General features: G+C 73.7%; 19 protein-coding genes and 1 pseudogene. 10 read left to right on the forward strand and 10 right to left on the reverse strand.

Annotated elements, in window-relative coordinates; genetic code table 11:
* Nucleotides 1-42: 42 nt before the first annotated feature.
* Complete coding sequence (locus tag ABT026_RS24660) at nt 43-987, reverse strand: GNAT family N-acetyltransferase (protein ID WP_351117327.1); 945 nt, start codon at nt 985-987, stop codon at nt 43-45.
* 366 nt (nt 988-1,353) lie between these two features.
* Between ABT026_RS24660 and ABT026_RS24665 the strand changes: the two genes are divergently transcribed.
* On the forward strand, nt 1,354-2,025 hold the full coding sequence (locus ABT026_RS24665; protein ID WP_351117328.1) for an enoyl-CoA hydratase-related protein: 672 nt from the start codon (nt 1,354-1,356) through the stop codon (nt 2,023-2,025).
* Nucleotides 2,026-2,120: 95 nt separating this feature from the next.
* Here ABT026_RS24665 and ABT026_RS24670 read toward each other — a convergent pair whose 3' ends face one another.
* Entirely contained in the window at nt 2,121-3,338 is a 1,218-nt protein-coding gene (locus ABT026_RS24670) for an MFS transporter (RefSeq protein WP_351117329.1), read from the reverse strand.
* Nucleotides 3,339-3,394: 56 nt separating this feature from the next.
* A complete protein-coding gene (locus tag ABT026_RS24675) occupies nt 3,395-3,943 on the reverse strand; it encodes a PadR family transcriptional regulator (RefSeq protein ID WP_351117330.1) in 549 nt (182 codons plus the stop codon).
* Nucleotides 3,944-4,068: 125 nt separating this feature from the next.
* Between ABT026_RS24675 and ABT026_RS24680 the strand changes: the two genes are divergently transcribed.
* A complete protein-coding gene (locus ABT026_RS24680) occupies nt 4,069-4,818 on the forward strand; it encodes an alpha/beta fold hydrolase (protein WP_351117366.1) in 750 nt (249 codons plus the stop codon).
* 83 nt (nt 4,819-4,901) lie between these two features.
* Here ABT026_RS24680 and ABT026_RS24685 read toward each other — a convergent pair whose 3' ends face one another.
* Entirely contained in the window at nt 4,902-5,807 is a 906-nt protein-coding gene (locus tag ABT026_RS24685) for a serine aminopeptidase domain-containing protein (protein WP_351117331.1), read from the reverse strand.
* Nucleotides 5,808-5,892: 85 nt separating this feature from the next.
* Here ABT026_RS24685 and ABT026_RS24690 point away from each other — a divergent pair, with 85 nt between their 5' ends.
* Both ABT026_RS24690 and ABT026_RS24695 read left to right on the forward strand, forming a co-directional pair.
* Entirely contained in the window at nt 5,893-6,573 is a 681-nt protein-coding gene (locus ABT026_RS24690) for a class I SAM-dependent methyltransferase (RefSeq protein WP_351117332.1), read from the forward strand.
* Nucleotides 6,574-6,639: 66 nt separating this feature from the next.
* Nucleotides 6,640-7,635, forward strand: coding sequence for an NAD-dependent epimerase/dehydratase family protein (locus tag ABT026_RS24695; protein ID WP_351117333.1), 996 nt, complete (start codon nt 6,640-6,642; stop codon nt 7,633-7,635).
* A gap of 4 nt (nt 7,636-7,639) precedes the next feature.
* On the opposite strand, the gene ABT026_RS24700 is transcribed toward ABT026_RS24695, so the two are convergent.
* Genes ABT026_RS24700 through ABT026_RS24710 form a run of 3 tightly spaced genes read right to left on the reverse strand, consistent with a single transcriptional unit; the run spans nt 7,640 to nt 10,445 of the window.
* Nucleotides 7,640-8,749: a serine hydrolase domain-containing protein gene (locus ABT026_RS24700; protein ID WP_351117334.1), complete on the reverse strand. Its 1,110-nt coding sequence runs from the start codon at nt 8,747-8,749 to the stop codon at nt 7,640-7,642.
* 12 nt (nt 8,750-8,761) lie between these two features.
* The gene (locus ABT026_RS24705; protein ID WP_351117335.1) at nt 8,762-9,679 is read right to left on the reverse strand and encodes a transketolase family protein; all 918 of its coding nucleotides are present in this window, start codon (nt 9,677-9,679) and stop codon (nt 8,762-8,764) included.
* Between the two features lie 58 nt (nt 9,680-9,737).
* Entirely contained in the window at nt 9,738-10,445 is a 708-nt protein-coding gene (locus tag ABT026_RS24710) for a thiamine pyrophosphate-binding protein (RefSeq protein WP_351117336.1), read from the reverse strand.
* Between the two features lie 72 nt (nt 10,446-10,517).
* Here ABT026_RS24710 and ABT026_RS24715 point away from each other — a divergent pair, with 72 nt between their 5' ends.
* A complete protein-coding gene (locus tag ABT026_RS24715) occupies nt 10,518-11,030 on the forward strand; it encodes a DinB family protein (protein WP_351117337.1) in 513 nt (170 codons plus the stop codon).
* Nucleotides 11,031-11,061: 31 nt separating this feature from the next.
* On the opposite strand, the gene ABT026_RS24720 is transcribed toward ABT026_RS24715, so the two are convergent.
* The gene (locus ABT026_RS24720; protein WP_351117338.1) at nt 11,062-11,994 is read right to left on the reverse strand and encodes an ADP-ribosylglycohydrolase family protein; all 933 of its coding nucleotides are present in this window, start codon (nt 11,992-11,994) and stop codon (nt 11,062-11,064) included.
* A gap of 81 nt (nt 11,995-12,075) precedes the next feature.
* Here ABT026_RS24720 and ABT026_RS24725 point away from each other — a divergent pair, with 81 nt between their 5' ends.
* Entirely contained in the window at nt 12,076-13,497 is a 1,422-nt protein-coding gene (locus ABT026_RS24725; protein WP_351117339.1) for a sensor histidine kinase, read from the forward strand.
* Complete coding sequence (locus ABT026_RS24730) at nt 13,494-14,174, forward strand: response regulator (RefSeq protein ID WP_351117340.1); 681 nt, start codon at nt 13,494-13,496, stop codon at nt 14,172-14,174. Before ABT026_RS24725 ends, ABT026_RS24730 begins: the two co-directional genes overlap by 4 nt.
* 120 nt (nt 14,175-14,294) lie before the next feature.
* Here the strand turns inward: ABT026_RS24730 and ABT026_RS24735 are convergent, their stop codons facing one another.
* On the reverse strand, nt 14,295-14,984 hold the full coding sequence (locus ABT026_RS24735; protein ID WP_351117341.1) for a cysteine hydrolase family protein: 690 nt from the start codon (nt 14,982-14,984) through the stop codon (nt 14,295-14,297).
* A 55-nt stretch (nt 14,985-15,039) separates the two neighbouring features.
* Here ABT026_RS24735 and ABT026_RS24740 point away from each other — a divergent pair, with 55 nt between their 5' ends.
* Together ABT026_RS24740 and ABT026_RS24745 are read left to right on the forward strand one after the other, a co-directional pair.
* Nucleotides 15,040-15,552: a PadR family transcriptional regulator gene (locus ABT026_RS24740; RefSeq protein WP_351117342.1), complete on the forward strand. Its 513-nt coding sequence runs from the start codon at nt 15,040-15,042 to the stop codon at nt 15,550-15,552.
* Nucleotides 15,553-15,622: 70 nt separating this feature from the next.
* Nucleotides 15,623-16,221 (forward strand): annotated as a pseudogene (locus tag ABT026_RS24745) (hypothetical protein); the annotation flags it as partial.
* 31 nt (nt 16,222-16,252) lie between these two features.
* Here the strand turns inward: ABT026_RS24745 and ABT026_RS24750 are convergent.
* A complete protein-coding gene (locus ABT026_RS24750; RefSeq protein ID WP_351117343.1) occupies nt 16,253-16,546 on the reverse strand; it encodes a hypothetical protein in 294 nt (97 codons plus the stop codon).
* 395 nt (nt 16,547-16,941) lie between these two features.
* On the opposite strand from ABT026_RS24750, the gene ABT026_RS24755 reads away from it, so the two are divergent.
* Nucleotides 16,942-19,416 (forward strand): tetratricopeptide repeat protein, encoded by a 2,475-nt coding sequence (locus tag ABT026_RS24755; RefSeq protein ID WP_351117344.1) that lies wholly within the window; start codon nt 16,942-16,944, stop codon nt 19,414-19,416.
* Nucleotides 19,417-19,729: the final 313 nt, after the last annotated feature.

Consider the following 19,729-nt stretch of genomic DNA (forward strand, 5'->3'; position numbering starts at 1 on the left):
GAAGGGCGGCTTCGAGCGGCCCCGGGGGCGGCTCCTGGCGGGTCAGCCCCAGCTCATGACGATCTCCCGTTCGAACGCGTGGTAGCCGGCCCGTGCGAAGGCCTCGGCCATCGGCACGTTGCCCAGGTCGGTGGAGGCCCGGATCCATGGGACGCCCTGGTCCGTGAGGACCCGGGTGCCTTCCGCGAGGATCTCGTCGACGTACCCCTTGCCGCGGTGTTCGGGCAGGACGGCGATGTAGGCGATGATCGGGTTGTAGCCGTTGTGGGCGGGGATCACGAAGCCCACCGGTTCCCCGTCGGGCAACGTGGCGACCCGCCACCACTCCCGCGGGCTGCGGTAGCCGGCCAGTTCGTCGGCGTACTGGGCCTCGGCCGCCTCCTGGGCGGACATGGTGGTCAGGTCGTGCAGGCTGTGGGCGTCCAGGGTGCCGTCCAGCACGCGGGTCATCAGGCCGGTCAGTTCACCCTCGTCCCGGGGCGTGCGGAAGGCCAGACGTCCGGTGGGCGGGGGAACGGGCGCGCCGGAGGGCCGGTCGAGGCGGAGCCGCTCCACGAAGGGGCGGGCCCCGGTGCGCGCGGCGACGGCCATCCGGTCCTCGACGGCGCGCCGGACCGCCGGGGTGTCACGCCAGTCGGGCGGCACGAACCGGGTGTACTCCGCTGTCGGGCCCTCCGGGCCGGACACCGCGGACAGGGCGGTGCGCAGCAGGCGCTCGCCGACGTCGAGGCGGTCCGCCCCGGGCAAGGCGTCGTCGATGTCGAGGACGTCGAGGAGCAGGGGCCTGTCGGCTCCGGGGCGGCTCCACCAGGCGAGCCTGGCGAGCAGCCGGTCCCCCCGCAGGGCGATCCACATCCACTCGGGGCGTCGCCGCCCCTCGTCGAGATCGGTGTCGAGCTCCGCGTCGAGCGCGTAGGACAGGCGGCGGAAGAGGTCGAGTTCCGCGCGCCCGGTGAGGGGGCGCACGGTGACGAGTTCTGTGTTCACGGTCGAGGCTTTCCGGTGAGGGCGCTCGGCCGTCCGCGACGGGGTCAGGCCGAGTGCCCGGCCCCGGGAAGGACGAACGCGGGTGCGGTACGGGGCGTGGACATGACTTACCCCTCCTCCTCGGTCGGCGGTGGTGTGCGCGGGCCGGTGTTCACCGGGCGGCACGGCTCCGGCCTGTCTACCAGCGGCGGCACGGACCGCGCCATCGGTTTTCGATCTTCCCCCGCGCTCGGCCCGCCGCCCCGCGCTTCCGGGCCGTCACCGCCCGTGCTGCGCCCACGTCTTGCCAGGCGGGTTCACGGCCCCGTAAGTTACTGACTGGTAGGTTGGTGTCACCGCCTCGACCCGCGTGCAAAGGAGCAGCCCATGCCCACTCTCGACCGTCAGGGCGACGTCTTCGTCCTCGATCTCGGAGACGGCGAGAACCGCTTCCACCCGGACTGGATCGCCTCGGTCGACAGCGCCCTGGACGAGGTGGAGAAGGCGGAGGGCCCCAAGGCCCTGGTGACCGCCGCGACGGGCAAGTTCTGGTCCAACGGCCTGGACCTCGACTGGCTGCTCGCCCACGCCGAGGAGCACCGGAACTACGTCGTGTCGGTGCACGCGCTGTTCGCGCGGGTGCTGTCCCTCCCGCTGGTCACCGTCGCGGCGCTGCAGGGACACACCTTCGCGGCCGGGGCCATGCTCTCGCTGGCGCACGACTTCCGGGTGATGCGCGCCGACCGCGGCTTCTGGTGCCTGCCCGAGGCGGACATCCACATCCCGTTCACCCCCGGCATGTCCGCCCTCATCCAGTCCCGGCTCACGCCGCAGACCGCGCACGAGGCGATGGTCACGGCACGCCGCTTCGGGGGCGAGGAGGCACTGGCCGCGGGCGTCGTGGACCGGGCGGTCCCGGAGGACGCCGTGCGCGCGACGGCCGTCGAGCTGGCGGGGGCGCTGGCCGGGAAGGCGAGCGCAACGCTCGGCACGATCAAGTCGCGGATGTACGGACCGGCGCTGGAACTGCTCCGGGACACCACCGACCCGATGGGCTGACCCCCTGACCCCCTGCGCACGGCGCCTCCTGTCCGGTCCCGGGACCGGACAGGAGGCGCTGTCGCGCGTCCGGCGGCAGGCCGCCGCGGGGCGCGTCAGGACACCTTCTGGGGCACGGTCCGCTCCAACGCGCGGACGTCCCGCAGCCCGAGGGCGGCCAGCGACGAACCGGAGATGACCGCGGCGACCACCAGCAGCCACACGTCGACGCCCGCCGCCGCCGCGAGCGGACCGGTCAGGGCGAGGCCCAGGGGTCTGGCCACGAAGGAGCCGACGGAGTCGAAGGCGTACACCCGGGCCAGCTTGTCCTCCGGCACCTGGCTCTGGATGCTCTGGTCCCAGTAGACGCTGAACACCTGCAGGCCGACGCCGTGGACGAACGCGCCCAGCACGACGGGCCACAACGTGTCCGACAGCGCCATGGCGAGCGGGAAGACGCCGGTCAGCGCGAGCAGCGCGACTCCGGTCGCCAGCGGCTTGACCGGCCTGACCCGCAGGGCGAGCAGTCCGCCGGCCACGAAGCCGGCCATCAGGGCCGCGAGCACGAAGCCCCAGGCGCTGCGTCCCATCCCCTCGCCCACCACGACCGGGCCCAGCACGGACTGCGCCCCGCCGTAGAACAGGTGGTAGAGCAGGGCCTGCAGCACCAGCAGCCACAGCCAGGTGTGGCGGGTGACCTCGCGGAACCCCTCGCCGAGGTCCGCGAGCGGCGACGTCGTACGGGGCGCACGGGCGTTGGACGCGCGGAGGCGGCCGAAGGCCACGGCGGCCACCGTGAAGGTGGCGGCGTCGACCATGACGGCCCACCCCGGGCCCACCACCGCGACCAGCAGACCGGCGACGGCGTAGCCGAGGGTGCGGAAGAGGCTGTCCAGCAGCGAGCGGGTGGCCACCGCGTCCGCCAGGTCGGCCTCCGGGACGACCACCCGGGTCATCGCCTTGGAGGACGGCCGGCTGAGCGCCGTGACCACTCCGGCGATACCGCCGAGCAGGGCGAGCAGCCATATCGTGGCGGCGTCCAGCAGCACCACCACGGCGAGCAGCCCCATGACCACGGCGCTGGCGACGGACCCGCCCTGCATCATCAGCTTGCGTGAGAAGCGGTCGCCGAGAACCCCTCCGGCGAGCATGGTGACGACCTGGCAGATCGCGAGGACGGCTTCCACCAGGCCCAGGTCGGTGATCGAACCGCCCAGGTCGAGCACGGCGAAGGCGAGCGCCACCGGGGTGACGGCGCTGCCGAGGGCGCTGACCGAGACGCCGGTGACCAGGAGGCGGAAATCGCGGTGCCGAAGGACTTGTCTGCTTTTCACGCCGGGACGCTAGTTGGCCCGCCGACTCCTGGTCAATGAGCTATCGCGCCAACCGGTCAGCCCTTCGACGCCGCCTCTTCCTCCGCCCCGAGCGCGGCGAGCGTCTCCCGCAGCCAGGCGATCTCGGCCAGGCCGGTCGCCCTGGCCACGGTGAGGACACCGCGCCGGAACGGGTCGTCCAGTTCCTCCGCCCGCAGCGGGCGGTCGCCGTCGAGGAAGAAGCTGGACGGCTCCTCGAGGAAGTCCAGCCGCCGCCGCAGGACGGCCGACTGCGCGGCCGGGTCCTCCAGGTGGCGGAGGAAGGCGAGCAGGGTGAACCAGCGGTTCTCGTCGGTGACGTCCAGCCGCTCCGGTTCGGCGAGCCGACGGCCGAGCTCCCGGGCTCCCTCGGCGGTGAGCGTCAGCACGTGCCGGGGGGCGGCCGCGGCGCCCGGCTCGGTGGTCCGGGCGAGCAGCCCCGCGTTCTCCAGGCGCTTGATGGCCGGGTAGAGGGTGCCCTCACCGACGGGACGCACGTGCCCGATCAGGGCGGTCAGCCGCTTGCGCAGTCCGTACCCGTGCAGCGGGGCGTCGCGGAGGAAGCCGAGGATGGCCAGTTCGAGCATGGAGGCATTGTTGCGTACATCCGATGCGACATACCTCGACACCGATGTATGGTGCGTGCTCACGGGTGGACGTTCCCGCCCGTGCGGTGCCGGGGGCGGACCCCGGTGGAAAAGGGGTGGCGACGGTGCGACAGGTGGAGTTCGACGGCAGGGGCAGCCGGGTCCGCTGGACCGAGACGCCCGGCGCGGAGCCGGCCCGGGTGTACGTCCACGGGCTGGGCGCCGCCTCGGCCGTCTACCACGCGCACGTCGCCGCGCGGCCCGAGACGGCCGGGCGGCGCAGCCTCTTCGTCGACCTGCCGGGCCACGGGATCAGCGACCGGCCGGCGGACTTCGGCTACTCCCTGGAGGACCACGCCGACGCCCTCGCGGCGGCGCTCGACGCCGCGGGCGTCCGCGGGGCGGAGGTCGTCGGGCACAGCATGGGCGGTTCGGTGGCGATCGTGCTGGCCGGCCGCAGGCCCGAGCTGGTGTCCCGGCTGGTCCTCACCGAGGCGAACCTGGACCCGCACCCGCCGACGACGGCCGGGAGCAGCCGGATCACGTCGTACACGGAGGAGGAGTTCCTCGCCGAGGGGTACGCGCGGACCCTGGAGCGGGTGGGCCCCCTGTGGGCGGCCACCATGCGCCTGGCGGACCCGCGGGCCCTGCACCGGTCCGCGGCCGGCCTGGCCCGTGGCTCGCGCCCCACGATGCGCCGCGTCCTCGAAGGGCTCACCGTCGACCGGGTGTACCTCCAGGGCGCGCTGAGCGGCGAACTGGAGGGCCGGGCGGCCCTGGAGGCGGCGGGGGTGCGGGTGGTGACCGTGCCGGACGCCGGGCACAACGTCATGTTCGACGCGCCGGACGCCTTCGCGGCCGTCGTGGCGGGGTGAGCGCGCCCGGCCCCGCGGACCCGCCCGTCGGACCGACCCGGCCACGGCACGGCAGGCGGTCCCGGGGCCTGGCGCTACGCCCGTCAGGCCAGGACGCGGCGGATCACGTCGGCGGGGACCTCGTGGCCGGCTCCCTCCACCACCTCCAGCCGGCAGCCGGCGAGACGTCCCGCGACCTCGCGCACGTCGTCCAGCAGGTCGTCCCGCGCCCCGACGACCAGGGCGGTCCGCCCGGGGAGGTGCGGGGACTCCGGGAGTTCCGCCACGGAGATCGCCGGGGCGACCGCGACGACACGGGCCACCTCCCCCGGCGCCCGGGACAGCGCCCACTGCAGCGCGACCCGCCCGCCGGCCGAGAACCCGGCGACCGTCAGCGGGAGGCCCGCGACCTCACCGGCGTGCGCGGCCAGCGCGGCGTCGACCTCCTCGAGCGCCCGCGGCGTGCGCGGCCAGGTCCGGTAGCGGGGCGAGGTGCGCCAGGAGGAGCGCACCGCGAGCACCGCGAACCCCGCCTCCAGGGCGGGCCGCCAGGCCCTCAGCGCGTCCTGTTCCGACTCCTCGGCGCCGTGCAGGGCGAGGAGCACGCCGCGCGCCGGAAGCGTGCCGGGCCGCACCAGGACGTCGTGGTCCCGGGACATCGTCAGGGCCTCGCTCCAGCGCCCGGCCGACGTCTCGCGCAGCGCGGCGAAGGCCGGCAGCCGGCGCACCTGCGTGAAGTCCTCCTCGCCGTCCAGCACCGCCGGGTCCCACCAGCCGCCCTCCGCGAGGGCCTCCCGCAGCGTGTCCAGCGCCTCGCCGGGACGCCCCGCGGCGCCCTGCAGGCAGGCGAGCAGGTAGGCCAGCTCGGCCCGCCAGGGCAGCGTCGAGGGCGGCGCGGTGACAAGGAGGCGGATGCCGTCCTGCAGACGCCCTTCCTCGTAGGCGCGGAACACCTCGTCGTTGAGACGGCGGTAGGCGGTCAGGGCGGCGGAGGGTTCTTCGACGATCATGGCGCGCACCGTAGGGCCGTCCCGGGGCCGGAGCAAGCGCATACCCGCGGCACGGGCGCGTGACGGCGTCTCGCACAATGGGCGCATGACAACGCCTCGCACGGTCTCCACGGCCGAACTGGAGCAGTCGTGGGTGGTCGCCAACAACACCATGAACCGCGGGCGCGGCCTGTCCGGGGTGAACAGCTACGCCCGCGAGCTCGGCAGGGATCCGCTGGACGCGCTCGCCGGGCGCACCGCGCCCTGCTGGCTGGACCTGTGCAGCGGGGAGGGCAGGGCGCTGCGCGAGGCCGCGACGGTCCTGCCCGCGGACGCGGTGCTCACCGGCGTCGACCTGGTGGGGCCGATGTTCCCGGCGCCGCTGCCCGCCACGGTGGAGCTGGTGACCGCCTCGGTCTCCGCCTGGGCGCCGGACCGCGCCCAGCACCTGATCACCTGCGTGCACGGACTGCACTACGTGGGCGACCCGTTGGGGCTGCTGGCCCGGGCCGCGGCCTGGCTGACCCCGGACGGCCTGCTGCTGGCCCACTTCGACCCGGGGCTGATCCGCTGGGCGGACGGTTCGCCGGCCGGACCGGCCGCGCTGGCGGCCCTGCGCGCCGCCGGGTTCCGCCACTCCCGGTCGCGGTCGCTGCTGGTCCTCGAGGGCGGCCGTCGCCCGGTGCTGCCGTTCCGTCACCTCGGTGCCGATCCGGACGCGGGGCCGGGATGCACCGGCCAGCCCGCGGTCGCCGCCCACTACGCGCCGGCGCCGGGCGGCGCGTAGTGGGCGGGTGATCTGCCCTGGGCAGATTCGCTGGGCAGCGGGCCTGCGGCCTGCTTTGCTCCGGTCATGGAGATTCTGGTTCTGGGCGGTACCGCATGGCTGGGCCGCGAGATCGCGCGGCAGGCGCTGGAGCGCGGGCACCGGGTGACCTGTCTGGCGCGCGGGGAGAGCGGCGGCATCGCGGAGGGGGCGCGCCTGGTCGTGGGCGACCGGCGCAAGGCGTCCGCGTACGAGGCGCTGCCCGCGCAGGAGTGGGACGCGGTGTTCGACGTCTCGTGGCAACCGGCTTTCGTGCGGGGTGCGTTGGCGGCGCTCGGGGAACGTGCCCGCCACTGGTCGTACGTCTCCTCGGGCAACGTGTACGCCTCGCACGCGACCCCGGGCGCGAACGAGTCGGCCAAGCTGCTCGCCCCCACCGACCGGGACGAGGCCGACCGGGAGGTGTACGGCGAGGCGAAGGTCGCCTGCGAGGCCGCGTGCCGGAAGGCGGTCGGCGACCGGCTGCTGGTGGCGCGGGCCGGGCTGATCGGCGGTCCCGGCGACGCCAGCGACCGGGCCGGCTACTGGGTCGCGAGGGCCGCGCGGGCCCCGGAGGCGCCGATGCTGGTGCCCGGCCTCCCCGACGCCCCGGTGCAGGTGGTGGACGTCCGGGACCTGGCCCTGTGGCTGGTGGAGTCCGCGGAGAAGGGCGTGACGGGGGTCTACGACACGGTGGGTCCGCGGATCTCCTTCGCCGAGTGGATCGAGGCGGCGCGCGCCGTGGGGGGCCACACGGGTCCGGTGGTGGGCGCGCCCTCCGACTGGCTGCTGGAGCAGGGCGTGGCCCAGTGGGCGGGTGAGGAGTCGCTGCCGCTGTGGCTGGTCGAGGAGGGTTCGGACGGCTGGCTGGCGCGGGCCGGTACGGCGGCCCGGGCGGCCGGCCTGCGGCACCGCCCGTACGCGGAGATGCTCGCCGACACCCTCGTCACGGAACGGGAGTCGGGCCTGGACCGGCCCCGGAAGGCGGGGCTGAGCCGGGCCCGCGAGCGGGAGTTGCTGGCGGAGCTGGAGGGCAGGAGCTGAGGGGTCAGCCTTCCGGCACCGCCGCCGAGACCTCCTCCAGCAGGACGGCCGGGTCCGCGCCCCAGTGGGAGGCGAGCACGAGGTCGCGGGCCGGGTCGACCCAGAGCAGGTGGGTGCCCCCGTTGCCGCGGGCGCACCGGCCGGTGGCGGGGGCGGACGGCCAGACGGTGCGGTGGTCGTTGAGCCACCAGGACAGGCCGTAGTCGGGCTTGACGGCGCCGGGTGTCCACAGTTCGTCGATCCAGCGGGACGACAGCACCCGGCGCCCGCCCCACCGGCCGCCGTCGAGGCAGAGCTGCCCGAGGCGGGCGAGGTCGCGGGCGTTGATCCACAGGCCGCCGCCCCAGTGGGCGCCGCCGGACACGACGGGCAGGACCGCGTCGGCCAGGGGCAGGCGGGCGTTGCGGTAGCCGTTCCAGGACCAGCTGTCCGAGGCGCCGGCCGGTGTCATGACGCGCTCGCGCAGCACCTCGTCCAGCGGGCGGCGGTACAGCGCGGTGAGGGCGAGTGCGGCCAGGTTGACCCGGACGTCGTTGTACGCCCAGCCCTTGCCCGGCGGCCCGCCGACGAGACCGGCGCCGTGGGTGCTCTGGGCGTCGACGCGGGTCGGCTTGCCCCAGAGTTCGCCCTCCCACTGGCTGGTCTGGTCGAGCAGGTGCCGCCAGGTGATGTCCCGGGCGTGCCCCTCGGCGAACTGCGGGAGCGTCAGCACCCGGGACACCCGCTCGTCCAGGTCGAGCTGCCCGTCGTCGAACGCCGGTCCCGCGGCCAGCGACAGCACGCTCTTGGTGGCGCTGAACGCCATCTCGACGCGGTCCGGATCGCCCCAGGAGGCGAGGACGGCGCCCCGGCGCACGACAAGGCCACTGGGGCCGCCGCCGTCGAGGAGAGGTCCGAGCACCTCACGGTGGGAGGTGTCCGCCACCTGTGCCTCGAGGTAGGAGGCCATGTCCTCGACACCGGCGACGGGCCGTGCCGACTGCCCCCGCACCGCCCGCCGCAGCGCTTCGGCGTCCACCCCTTCCCATGCCTCGCCGTCCGCCTCGGCCGGCCATGTCGGCGCCTGCTCCCTCACCGTGCTCCCCACCGTCCCGATCGCCTCCCGGTCGCTCACGCTGATCGATCATCATGATCGACGCGTGCTCCCCGCGTCCAGGAACCGGACGATCCGCCCCCGCAGTCCGGCCGGGTCCAGGCCGTGGGCGGCGAGGTGTTCGGGCATGGTGCCGTAGCGGCGCAGCTCCCGGCGGCCGACGCCGAGGCCGAGGACGCGGTGCGGGACGTCGGCGAGGGCGTCGGCCGCGGCCGGGGTGGAGGTGCCGGCCAGGTACGGCTCGACCAGGACGACGTCGGTCCCGGCCGCCGCGGTGGCCTCGCGCAGGGTCCGGGCGTCGAAGGGCCGCACGGTGGTCGCGTACAGGACGGTGAGGTCCAGGCCCTCGGTGGCCTCGAGCACGGGGGTGAGCATGGGTCCGACGGCGACCACCACGCCGGCTCCGCCGCGGCGCACGGTCAGCAGGCGCGCGCCGTCCACGGGGTGGGCGTCGTCGTTGGTCTGGGCGGAGAGGCGGACGTACACCTTGTCGTCGCCGGCCCCGACCGCCTGCCGCAGCAGGGTCTCGGCCTCGTCGGGGTGGCCGGGCACGTGCACGGTCCAGCCGTCGAGGGTGTCGAGCAGCGCCACGTCGCCGGGCGACATGTGGGTGAGGCCGCCGGCCGGCCAGTCGTAGGAGCCGAGGGCGCTCACCAGCACCGCGCCGGCGTCCTGGTGGCCGAGGTCCAGCTTCACCTGCTCGAAGGGCCGCTCCACCAGGAAGCTGCCGAAGGTGTGCAGGACGGGCCGCATGCCTGTCAGGGCCAGGCCCGCCCCGGCGCCGATCAGCAGTTGTTCGCGGATACCGACGTTGATCACCCGGTCGGGGTGGCGGCGGGCTGCGCCGGTGAAGCCGTCCCGGCCGATCTCGGCGAGCACGACGGCGACCCGGGGGTCCTCGTCGAGCAGTCGGGTCATGACGGGGGCGAAGCGGTCGCGCATGGTGTCCATCGGGGGTTCTCCCGTTCCCGTTGCGTTCGAGTTCCGTGCGTCGGACGTTCTTCGCCCGTCAGACGTTCTTGGACCGCACCCGCGCCACGACGGCGTGCGGACGGCCGGGGTGCGGCCGGGTGAAGGCCTCGTACAGCGCCTCGTGGTCGCGGCCGTCCGCGGTGACGACGGACCAGCCGGCCGCCTCGAGGCGGGCGGCGATGCCGTCGGGCCGGGCGTGACTGGCCGAGGAGTTGTCCACGACGACGGCGTGCAGCCTCTCCAGTCCGGCCGGGCCGGCGAAGGCGAGGGCCTCGTGGTTGCTGCCCTCGTCCAGTTCGGCGTCGCCGGTCAGCACCCACACCGCCGGATCGGTGAGGCCCTGGGCGCGCAGGCCCAGGGCCTCACCCACCGCGATGGGCAGGCCGTGGCCGAGCGATCCGCTGCCGATCTCCACGCCGGGCAGCAGGGTGCGGTCCGGGTGGTGGCCTAGCGGGGAGTCGTAGGAACCGAAGCCGGGCAGCCACTCGACGGGGAGGAAGCCCTTCGCGGCGAGGACGGCGTAGTAGGCCATCGGACCGTGGCCCTTGGAGAGCAGGAACCGGTCCCGCTCCGGATCCCGCGCCCGCTCGGGCGACACCCGCAGGACGCGGTCGTACAGCACCCACAGGACGTCGAGGGTGGAGGTGGCGGCGGGGCCGTGCTTCTCGTCCCCGGTCATCAGGGCCATCAGCCGGGGCAGGTCGTCGTAGGTGTGGGTGCTCTCGTGCGCGGTGGTCGCGGTCATGCGGAAAGCGTGCGACCTCGAGCAAGGTTGAGGTCAAGCGCCGGACGCGGACGGGTGCCGTAGCGTGTCGGCATGCCCCGCCCCGACACCGAGCCGCGGCTCGACACCCCCGACCCGTCCGCGCAGTTCACGGCGTATCTGGACTACTACCGCGCCGTGGTGGAGCGGAAGGTCTCCGGCCTCTCCGACGAGCAGCTGCGGACCTCGCGGCTGGCCTCCGGCTGGACGCCGCTCGAGCTGTTGAGTCACCTGGTGCACATGGAGCGGCGGTGGTTCGTCTGGGGTTTCCTGGCGGAGCCCGTCGAGGAGCCGTGGGGCGACCGGGGGGACGACGGGCGCTGGTCGGTGCCGGAGGGCGTCACGGCCGGGGACCTGGTCGCCCGGCTGCACGCGGGCGGGGAGCGCACCCGTCAGGTGCTGGCCTCCCGGCCGCTCGACGCCCGGGCCGCGACCGGCGGCCGGTTCACCACCGGGTCCGCGCCCACCCTGTCCTGGATCGCCTTCCACGTGTTGCAGGAGTACGCCCGGCACGCCGGCCATCTGGACGTGGTCCGGGAACTGACCGACGGGGCCACCGGGGATTGACGCCGCGGCCCCCGGCCGCACCGGGCCGCCCTCAGCCGGCCAACTCCTCCGCGAGGGCCACCAGTTCCGGTGCCCGGAGCACCCGCCCCGGCCATCCCGGCAGCGGCACGTGCAGCGGCGCCGTCCACCGGTCCGGAACGGAGGCGGCTCCGTGGCGCGCCCCGGCGAGGGTGCCGGTGACCGCCGCGACGGTGTCCGTGTCGCCGCCGAGGTCGACGGCGGCGCGCACCGCCTGTTCGTAGCCGCTCGTGGTGCGCAGCGCCCACACGGCGGAGCCGAGGCACGGCCAGACGGCTCCGTTGAACTCGGTGGCCAGGTCGGGGTGCCAGTCCGGGGCCAGGACCGTGGCGTAGCGCTCCCGGTGGGGCGCGGGGACCTCGGCCAGGGCGTCGTCGATCGCGTCGAGCGGGTCGCCGCCCTCGACGGCGACCCGCACCAGCTCGTGGAGGATCGCGGTGCCCTCCCAGGCGGCGCGGTCGCCGTGGGTGAGGGCCGCGAGCCGGCGTCCGGCGTCCATGGTGGCCCGCCGCCCCCGGCGGGCGAAGGCGACGGCGGGCACGGAGGCCCGCATCAGGCAACCATTGCCCGCGGCGCGGAGGTTGACCTGGAAGTGGAGGGCGGCGGCCTGATCCCAGGGCAGGCCGTTGGTGAGGACGTCCTCGGTCTGCAGCCCGATGTCCTTGGGCCCGCCGCGGGCCCAGCGCTGGAAGCGGGCGAAGACGTCGGGCAGGTCGAGACCCGCGCGTTCGAGGAGCGATTCGCCGATCAGGACGGCCATCTGCGTGTCGTCGGTGGCCTCCCCCGGGTCCCAGCCGCCTCCGCCGCACATCTCGCCGCCGGCTCCCGGTTCGGGGAAGCGGGCGGTGAACGCACCCGGCGGTCCGAACTCGAAGGGCGCGCCCAGGGCGTCCCCGACCGCCGCCCCCAGCACGGCTCCCACGGCCCGTTCCGTGTCCAGCTCCATGTCCGGCAGCGTATGCCGGGGACGTGCGCCGGACGGGGCAGGGGTGACACCCCCCGGGTGTCCGCATACCCTGATCACCTCATGGAATCCGGACAGCTCCAGCCCCAACCTCCCGCCCGCGGAGCCTGGTTGGCGGCACTGCGCGAGGAGCTGCGGGAGACCGGGCAGGCGCTCGCGGTGCCGTCCGACCTCCGCAGGCCCCCGCTCGCCGGGGCGCGCACGTGGTGGGTCCGCCTCCTGCCGTACGTCCTCGTGCTCGGCTTCGTCGCCTCCCTGCTGCCGGTCACGGTCACCGTCCTCGTCCAGGACTACGACGTGAACGGGGCGACGGCCGGCGCGCTCGCCACCGCGCAGACCGCCCCTCTCCTCCTCGCCCTGACCCGCCCGCTGCCGGCCTGGTGGGTGATCTTCACCGCGGACGTCCTGGGGGGCCTGGTGCTGATGGCCGGGTCGGGCGCCGACGGCCGCAGCTGGCCGTGGACCCCCATGATCGTGGTGGGCCATGTGCCGCTGATGGCGCTGCTGGGGCTTCGCGAGTCGCGCCGCACCCTGATCGCGGTCTGGCTCGCCACCGGCGCGGCGGGGCTCTTCTTCGAAACCATCGGCGAACACCGGGCCGACGGCATCCATCTGCTGCTCTTCGTACTCGGCGGCGTCACCCTGGCCCTGACCTATGCCCTGCGTTCGCGCGGCGAGGCTCGACGACGGCTCGCCGAGCAGGAGACCATCAACGAGGCCGAACGCGCCCGACGCACTCTCCTCGAGGAACGGGCGCGTATCGCACGGGAGTTGCACGACGTCGTGGCCCACCACATGTCCGTGATCACCGTGCAGGCGGACTCGGCGCCCTACCGCATCAAAGACCTGCCTCCAAAGGCCCAGGAGGAGTTCGCCGGCATCGCCGCGGGCGCGCGTGAGGCGCTCCACGAGATGCGGAGGCTGCTCGTCGTCCTGCGCAACGAGGACGCCGGAGGCGAACGGGCTCCGCAGCCCGGGATCGACCGGCTGCAGCAGCTGGTGGAGGCGACCGTGCGGGCCGGAGTGCCCGCCGAACTGTCCCTCGCCGCCGACCTGGGCGACATGGACCAGGCCGTGGACCTGTCCGCCTACCGCATCGTGCAGGAGGCCCTCGCCAACGTGGTGCGGCACGCCCCCGGGGCGCCGACCCAGGTGTCGGTGAGCTCGGACGGAACCGACCTGACCGCCCTGGTCGTCAACGGCCCCGCGCCGCAGCCGATCGCCGCCCCGCTGGAGCGCGACGGCACGGGGCACGGACTGGTCGGGATGCGCGAACGCGTACGGCTGACCGGCGGCACGCTCGACGTGGGGCCGCTGCCGGACGGCGGCTTCCGCGTGGCAGCGCGCCTCCCCCTGCGCGCCGGTGACGCCGAACACGCCGAGCACGCCGAGCACGCCGAACAGGCGCAGCATCCCGCACAGGCGGAGCATGCCGACGACACCGACGATGCCCACGACGCCGTCCTTCCGAAGGGAACACCGTGACCATCCGCGTGATCATCGTCGACGACCAGGCCATGGTCCGGGCCGGCTTCGCCGCGCTGCTCGCCGCGCAGGCGGACATCGACGTGGTGGGTGAGGCGCCGGACGGCAGGCAGGGCGTCGAGGTCAGCCGCTCCGTCCTGCCCGACGTGGTGCTCATGGACGTGCGGATGCCGGAGATGGACGGACTGGCGGCGGCCCGCGCGCTGCTGGACCCGCCGCCGGGCGTCGTGCACCGGCCGAGGGTCCTGATGCTGACCACGTTCGACGTGGACGACTACGTGTACGAGGCACTGCGGGCAGGCGCCTCGGGCTTCCTACTCAAGGACGCGCCGCCCGCGGACCTGATCGCGGCGGTGCGGGTGGTGGCCTCCGGCGACGCGCTGCTCGCGCCGTCGGTCACGCGCCGTCTCATCGCGGACTTCGCCAAGCAGCGCCCCGTCCCCCGCCAGAACCCCGCGCTGCGCCTCAACGCGCTCACGCCCCGCGAGACCGAGGTCCTGGAGCTGATCGCCCGCGGGCTCTCCAACCAGGAGATCGCCGGACGGCTCGTGCTCGCCGAGCAGACGGTGAAGACCCATGTCGGGCGCGTGCTCGCCAAGTTGCACCTGCGCGACCGGGCGCAGGCGGTGATCTTCGCCTACGAGTCCGGCCTCGTCGCGCCGGGCGACGCCGGCTAGTCCGGCGACGGGCGGGTGTCCTGCGTTCTGATCATCTTGACCGGCAGACAAGACCCCTGGCCACCCGGCATCTCGCGTTCCCCGCTCGACGACCGGTGAGCCCTCGCAACTAGTGCCACATCAGGCAACGTTCGCCCGCTCCTCGTCTTGTGATGCAAGTGTGGCTGCGATCAGTCGGTTGGTGATCTCTTCGGCGGTCAAAACGAGCGCGAAGCCCTTGCGCAGGACGGCGAGTTCGGGTTCGTGCCGGGACTCGTCGTCGGTGGCCGTGACGTCGGATCCGAAGACGACCTTGTAGCCGCGTTCGTATGCCTGCCGGGCGGTGGTGCCACAGCAGTAGTTGGTGAGCGTTCCGGTGACGATGACCGTGTCGCGGCCGAGATTGCGCAGCATTGTGTCGAGCGGGGTGTCGTAGAACGCCCCGTAAGAGGGCTTGCGGATCACGGCCTCGTCGGGGCGGCGTTCCATCGGGGTCCACACCTCGGCAGGGCCTGGTCGGCGCCACTCGGTGTCGGCGTGCGGGAGGAACTGCAGGGCGTGTGGCCGGTCCAGTCCGAGATGGGTGTCGTCGAAGATGGTCCAGATCACCGGCACCGAGGCGTCCCGGCAGTCTTCGACCAGTTGCTGCAGCCGTGGCGCCATTCGGGTGGCTGCGGGCACCCAGTAGGGGCTCCAGCCGGGCCGGACGAACTCGTCCTGCATGTCGATGACCAGCAGTGCTGTCCGGTCGGGCCGTACGCCGAACGATGCCCGGCCGCGCTCGTAGGCGTCACGTGCTCGCGTGGTCACCCATTCCTCGGTGTAGGTCATTCCCGCCTCCTGCATCGATTCGAGGTACCTCGTTTCGATGTGCGAGAGTAGCAGCATGCTCGAACTCGCGATCCTGGGATTCCTGGCCGAGGAGCCGTTGCACGGCTATCAACTTCGCCACCACATAGCTCAGTTGTCTGGCCACGCTCGGCCGGTCAGTGACGGCAGCCTCTACCCGGCGATCAACCGGCTGGTCAACGCCGGACTGCTCGCTCGGCAGACCGAACCGGGCGTTTCGGCCGCTCGGCGGCACACCCTGAGCCTGACCGACGCAGGCCGCTATGAGTTGCTGCGCCGGCTGCGGGATGCCAACGGCCTGAACATCACCGACAGCACCCGCTACTTCACCATCCTGGCCTTCCTTTCCCACCTGCCCGACACCGCCGACCAGCACGCGGTACTGCGCCGCCGACTGGAGTTCCTCGAACAGCCGGCGAGCTTCTTCCACGACGGTGACCGCCCACTGGGTGCCGACGACACTGACGACCCCTACCGGCGCGGCATGCTCACGATCGCCCGTGCCACCAGCCGCGCGGAAAGGTCCTGGCTTCGGGAAGTGTTGGCCTGACACGGGCACCATCAGCAGGCACCTCTCCCATTCTCAACCCGGACGCCGCCACCCCCGAGAGACTGTGCGGGTGGCAAAGCCGGTACGGGTCCGCGAGATCGAAGACGACGAGGGACAGCGCCTGCTGCGGATCATCCGCCGGGGCACCGGCTCGGTGGTGACCTGGCGGCGGGCCCAGATGGTGCTGCTGTCCGCGCAGGGCATGCCGTTCTCCACGTGGAGCCTGGCCAAGCTGGCCGACTTCCTAATCGCCGAGGGGGTGGTCGACGACATCAGCCACGAGGGCCTGCGGGTCCTGCTCCGCCAGGAGGGCGTCTCGTTTCAACGCATAAAGCCCTGGAAGACCTCCCGTGACCCGGACTACGCCGCCAAGAAGGCCCGCGTCGAGCACCTCTACGCGATCGCGGACGGCGAGGTCATACCCGAGGACGGTGAGCCCGAAGTCGTCTTATGCCTAGACGAGTTCGGCCCGCTCAACCTCCAGCCCCACACCGGGCGGCAGTGGGCCGAGCGCGGCGGGAAGTACAAGAACCCCGACCGCGAGCCGAGGCCCCGCCGACGGGCGGCCTACACCCGCCCACACGGGGTCCGGCATCTGTTCGCCGCCTCTGCCGCTACCTGCGCAACCTCTACCCACCGAAGACCCGCATCGCGATCGTGCTCGATAACGCGGTGGGAGTTGGCCTTGGCCTGGCACGCGTCAGAGCTGGAGTTCCGCGAGTACCGGGTTGTCCGCGAACCCGGGGTGATCTCCGGTGACCTTGGCCAGTACGGTGTCACGCAACCCACGCCAGGCATCTCTGAGGTCAATGATGCTGCAGACCGCCTCGGCCAGGGTGTAGGTGTAGGAGACTCCGACGTTCTCGCCGTCCGGCAGGAGTCTGATCAACTCAGCGTTCTCGGTGAAGCCGATCGTGGTGCGCTCGCCCCGCTCCACGTGTTCGAGCGCCCTTTCATGGACCACAGGAAGTCGAAAGCGGGTGTCCATGACCATGGCGGGCTCAACTCGACCTCTCCGATGGTGAACGTGAGGTCGGACAGGAAGTAGTACCAGCGCAGGTCGGTGCGCTTGACGGTTGCGAGGTCCGCACCGGGGAGATGCTCGCGACCGTGCGGCACGTAGGCACCGGTCTGCTGATACGCCATCCGGATCACCAAAACTCCTAGTGAAGGATCTTCGCGGTGGTTGGAGTCTGAGTCCTGGAGCGCGCGAGCACCACACCGCTGACCAACCGGGCTGGCGGAGGAGGCGATCTCAGGACGGCTTCCGCGCTCGGAACTGCCGGGGGACGCCGTACGCCCCCGGGGGCGACGACGGGGAACGGCTGTGCGATGTTGTCCCCCGAGTCGACATGACCCGTACCGTGCGGGGGACCAGGAGGACGACGCGTGGCAGGCAGATCCGGTCGCAAGAACCTTCGGGACGACGGGACGGACGGCGCCCCGCGCCCCCGTGTCGAGGGGCCCGTCGTGATCGGGAGGTTCCCCGAACTCGCGCCCGCCCTGGTGACCCGCGGCGCGGCCTGGAAGGAGATCGACCACTGCCTGGTCGTCACCGGGCCCGGCGGGGTGGGCAAGACGCAGCTCGCGGCGTCGCTGGCAGCCAGGTTCTGGGACGACGGCCTGGACCTGCTGGTGTGGGCCGACGCCTCGGCGTCCCCCCTGCAGATCGTCGAGACCTACGCCGAGGCCGCCGTCCACCTCGCCATCCCCGGCGCTCCCCTTCACAACCCCCGCGTGGCCGCGGAGGTCTTCCTCAAGTGGCTGGCGGTGACCGGCCGCCGCTGGCTGGTCGTCCTGGACGGTGCGGGCGGCCAGGACGACATCGCGCCCTGGCTCCCGCAGGGCGGCCCACCCGGCATCCGGGTCGTGGTGACCACCCGGGACGACGGCCCGACCGCGCCCGCCGACGGCTGGCGGGTGGTACGGCTCGAGCCCTTCTCCCCGGCCGAGGCCATGGCCTACCTGCACGAACGGCTCATCGAGGAAGGGCGCGGCGACCTGTACGAGAAGGGCACGGCCACCGTGCTCGTGGAGCGCCTGCACCGCTTCCCGGCCGCCCTCGCGCTCGCCGCCGCCTACATCGGGCAGCAGGGGTGCACCGTCGCGGACTATCTCGAGCGCCTGCGCGGCGTGGACACCGCCCACCTCACGCTGCGCGACGCCGGCGAGCGGGCCGTCGCCGCCGCCACCCTCCTGACCCTCCGGGCGGTCGAGGAGGCCGACCGGACACGGTTCGCTCTGCCCCTCGTACGCCTCGCCGCCCACCTCGATCCCCAGGGCCACCCCATGGGGCTGTGGCGGACCGGGGCCATCCGCAGCCACCTGGACGGCCTGCTGGGCCGGGGCGAGAGGGGCCTGCTGCGCGTGTCCCGCTCCCGGGAGGAGCGGCGGTTCCGGGAGGCCGCCGACCTACTGCGGGCCTACGGCCTCATCGCCCTCGACCCGGACGAGGCGGAGGAACCACGGGCGGTGCGGACATGCGGCCCGGTGAACGCCGTCGTCCGGGCGGACATCCCCCGTCAGGAGGCCCCGGACCTCGTCCGCATGGCCGCGGACACGCTGACCCAGTGGTTCGCGGTGCTCGGCCTGCTCGAGGCCGACCTCTTCCTCCGCTCGGCGCTGCGGGCCAACGCGCGGGTCCTCGACGGCCTCGGCGGCGACGCCCTGTGGACCCCCGAGCCGCATCCACTGCTCGCCCTGAACGGCGTGAGCCTGTTCGAGGACTGCTTCTTCGAGGAGTCCGTCGCCCACGCCGAGGAATACCTGCGGCAGGTGATGTCGGCGCTGGGACCCCGGCACCCCGCCGCCCTCGACGCCCGCGCCGACCTGGCGGCGGCCTACGAGTGCGACGGCCGTGAGCAGGACGCGCTCGACGTCCTGGCCGAGCTGCTCGCCGACCGGGAACGGACGCACGGCGCCGACGCCCCGGAAACGGTGGAGACCCGTGTCCGGCTGGGACACGCCCACTGCTGCACGGAGCGCGGAGCCGAGGCCGTCCGCCACCTGCAGGACGCGGTCGAGCAGCTGACCACGCTGTTCGGCGCGGACGACGAGCGCACGCGGAAGGCCCGTCACAGCCTCGCCGTGGCACAGGCGTCCACCGGCCGCCCACGCGAGGCGATCCAGGTCTGCTCGGAACTCCTCGGCCGGCGGCCGCGCGCCCAGGACGTCGAGGACTCCGCCGTTTTCAACCTGCGGCATGATCTCGTCCTGCTGCACACCGAGGCGGGGCTCGCCGGGCAGGGCGTGCGGCTCGGTGAGGCGACCCTCGCGGAGTGCCTCGGCGTGCTGGGCCCGGACGACCCCGGCACGCTCCTGATGCTGCTCGTGACCGCTGCGGCGCACCGGGAGGCCGGCAACGCCCGCCAGGCCCTCCGCCACGCCGAACGAGCCGTGAACGGCCTGGAGCGGCTCTTCGGCCCCGACGGGCGGCGGACCACGGAGGCGCGCGGCGAGCTTGCCCACGCGCTCCACGCGACCGGGCGGATCCAGGAAGCCTTGGACCTGAGGGAGTACGTCCTCGGCCGCCTCGAAGTCGTCGAAGGGCCCCGCCATATACGGGTCTTCACGGCCTGTTACGAACTGGCCCTCTCCTACGCCGCGGCCGGACGCCACGAGGAGGCCCTGCGGCTGCTCGAGCGGGCCGTCGCCGGCCGGACGCAGATCCTCGGCCCGGACGACCCGGAGACGCTCCGCCACCGGCAGGAGACGGCGGTCGTGCTCCACGCGCTGGGCCGCACGGACGAGGCCGGCCTGCTCGCCACCCGCGTGCTCGCCGACCAGGAACGCCTCCTGGAACCCGGCCACCGCGACACCGGGCGGACGCGCAAGCTGCTGGAGCGTTTGCGTACCGGCGGGTGAGGGAGACCGACCGGGACCGCCGGCCGGGTGGAACGCCCGGCCGGCAGCCGCCGCGGACGCCGCCTCCTGCGTACCCGACAGCGACCCCCGGCTCCCATCCCGTGTCCGCCGCCTTCGGCCAGCACCCACCCGCGCCGAGCCCCCACCATCCCGGAGCCTGAGCGCCCCTGCCGGAGGCCACGGCGCGATGTCGTCGCCGGCGGCGGGCGAGGACTGCGCGCGCCACCCCCTACCCCGGTAGCACCCGCGCCTCGCGGGGCGGACCGGGGTAGCACCCGTGATGTGGCTCCCCGGCGTGACGCCCCACGGCAGG

The sequence above is a fragment of the Streptomyces sp. NPDC002734 genome, from assembly GCF_040295685.1.
Taxonomy (GTDB): Bacteria; Actinomycetota; Actinomycetes; order Streptomycetales; family Streptomycetaceae; genus Streptomyces.

Excerpts from the sequence above, each read along its gene's own strand:
- ABT026_RS24665 (WP_351117328.1), top strand. The coding sequence starts at position 1,354 with ATGCCCACTCTCGACCGTCAGGGCGACGTCTTCGTCCTCGATCTCGGA.
- ABT026_RS24675 (WP_351117330.1), bottom strand. The coding sequence starts at position 3,943 with ATGCTCGAACTGGCCATCCTCGGCTTCCTCCGCGACGCCCCGCTGCAC.
- ABT026_RS24685 (WP_351117331.1), bottom strand. The coding sequence starts at position 5,807 with ATGATCGTCGAAGAACCCTCCGCCGCCCTGACCGCCTACCGCCGTCTC.
- ABT026_RS24690 (WP_351117332.1), top strand. The coding sequence starts at position 5,893 with ATGACAACGCCTCGCACGGTCTCCACGGCCGAACTGGAGCAGTCGTGG.
- ABT026_RS24695 (WP_351117333.1), top strand. The coding sequence starts at position 6,640 with ATGGAGATTCTGGTTCTGGGCGGTACCGCATGGCTGGGCCGCGAGATC.
- ABT026_RS24705 (WP_351117335.1), bottom strand. The coding sequence starts at position 9,679 with ATGGACACCATGCGCGACCGCTTCGCCCCCGTCATGACCCGACTGCTC.
- ABT026_RS24710 (WP_351117336.1), bottom strand. The coding sequence starts at position 10,445 with ATGACCGCGACCACCGCGCACGAGAGCACCCACACCTACGACGACCTG.
- ABT026_RS24715 (WP_351117337.1), top strand. The coding sequence starts at position 10,518 with ATGCCCCGCCCCGACACCGAGCCGCGGCTCGACACCCCCGACCCGTCC.
- ABT026_RS24720 (WP_351117338.1), bottom strand. The coding sequence starts at position 11,994 with ATGGAGCTGGACACGGAACGGGCCGTGGGAGCCGTGCTGGGGGCGGCG.
- ABT026_RS24725 (WP_351117339.1), top strand. The coding sequence starts at position 12,076 with ATGGAATCCGGACAGCTCCAGCCCCAACCTCCCGCCCGCGGAGCCTGG.
- ABT026_RS24735 (WP_351117341.1), bottom strand. The coding sequence starts at position 14,984 with ATGACCTACACCGAGGAATGGGTGACCACGCGAGCACGTGACGCCTAC.
- ABT026_RS24740 (WP_351117342.1), top strand. The coding sequence starts at position 15,040 with ATGCTCGAACTCGCGATCCTGGGATTCCTGGCCGAGGAGCCGTTGCAC.
- ABT026_RS24750 (WP_351117343.1), bottom strand. The coding sequence starts at position 16,546 with ATGGTCATGGACACCCGCTTTCGACTTCCTGTGGTCCATGAAAGGGCG.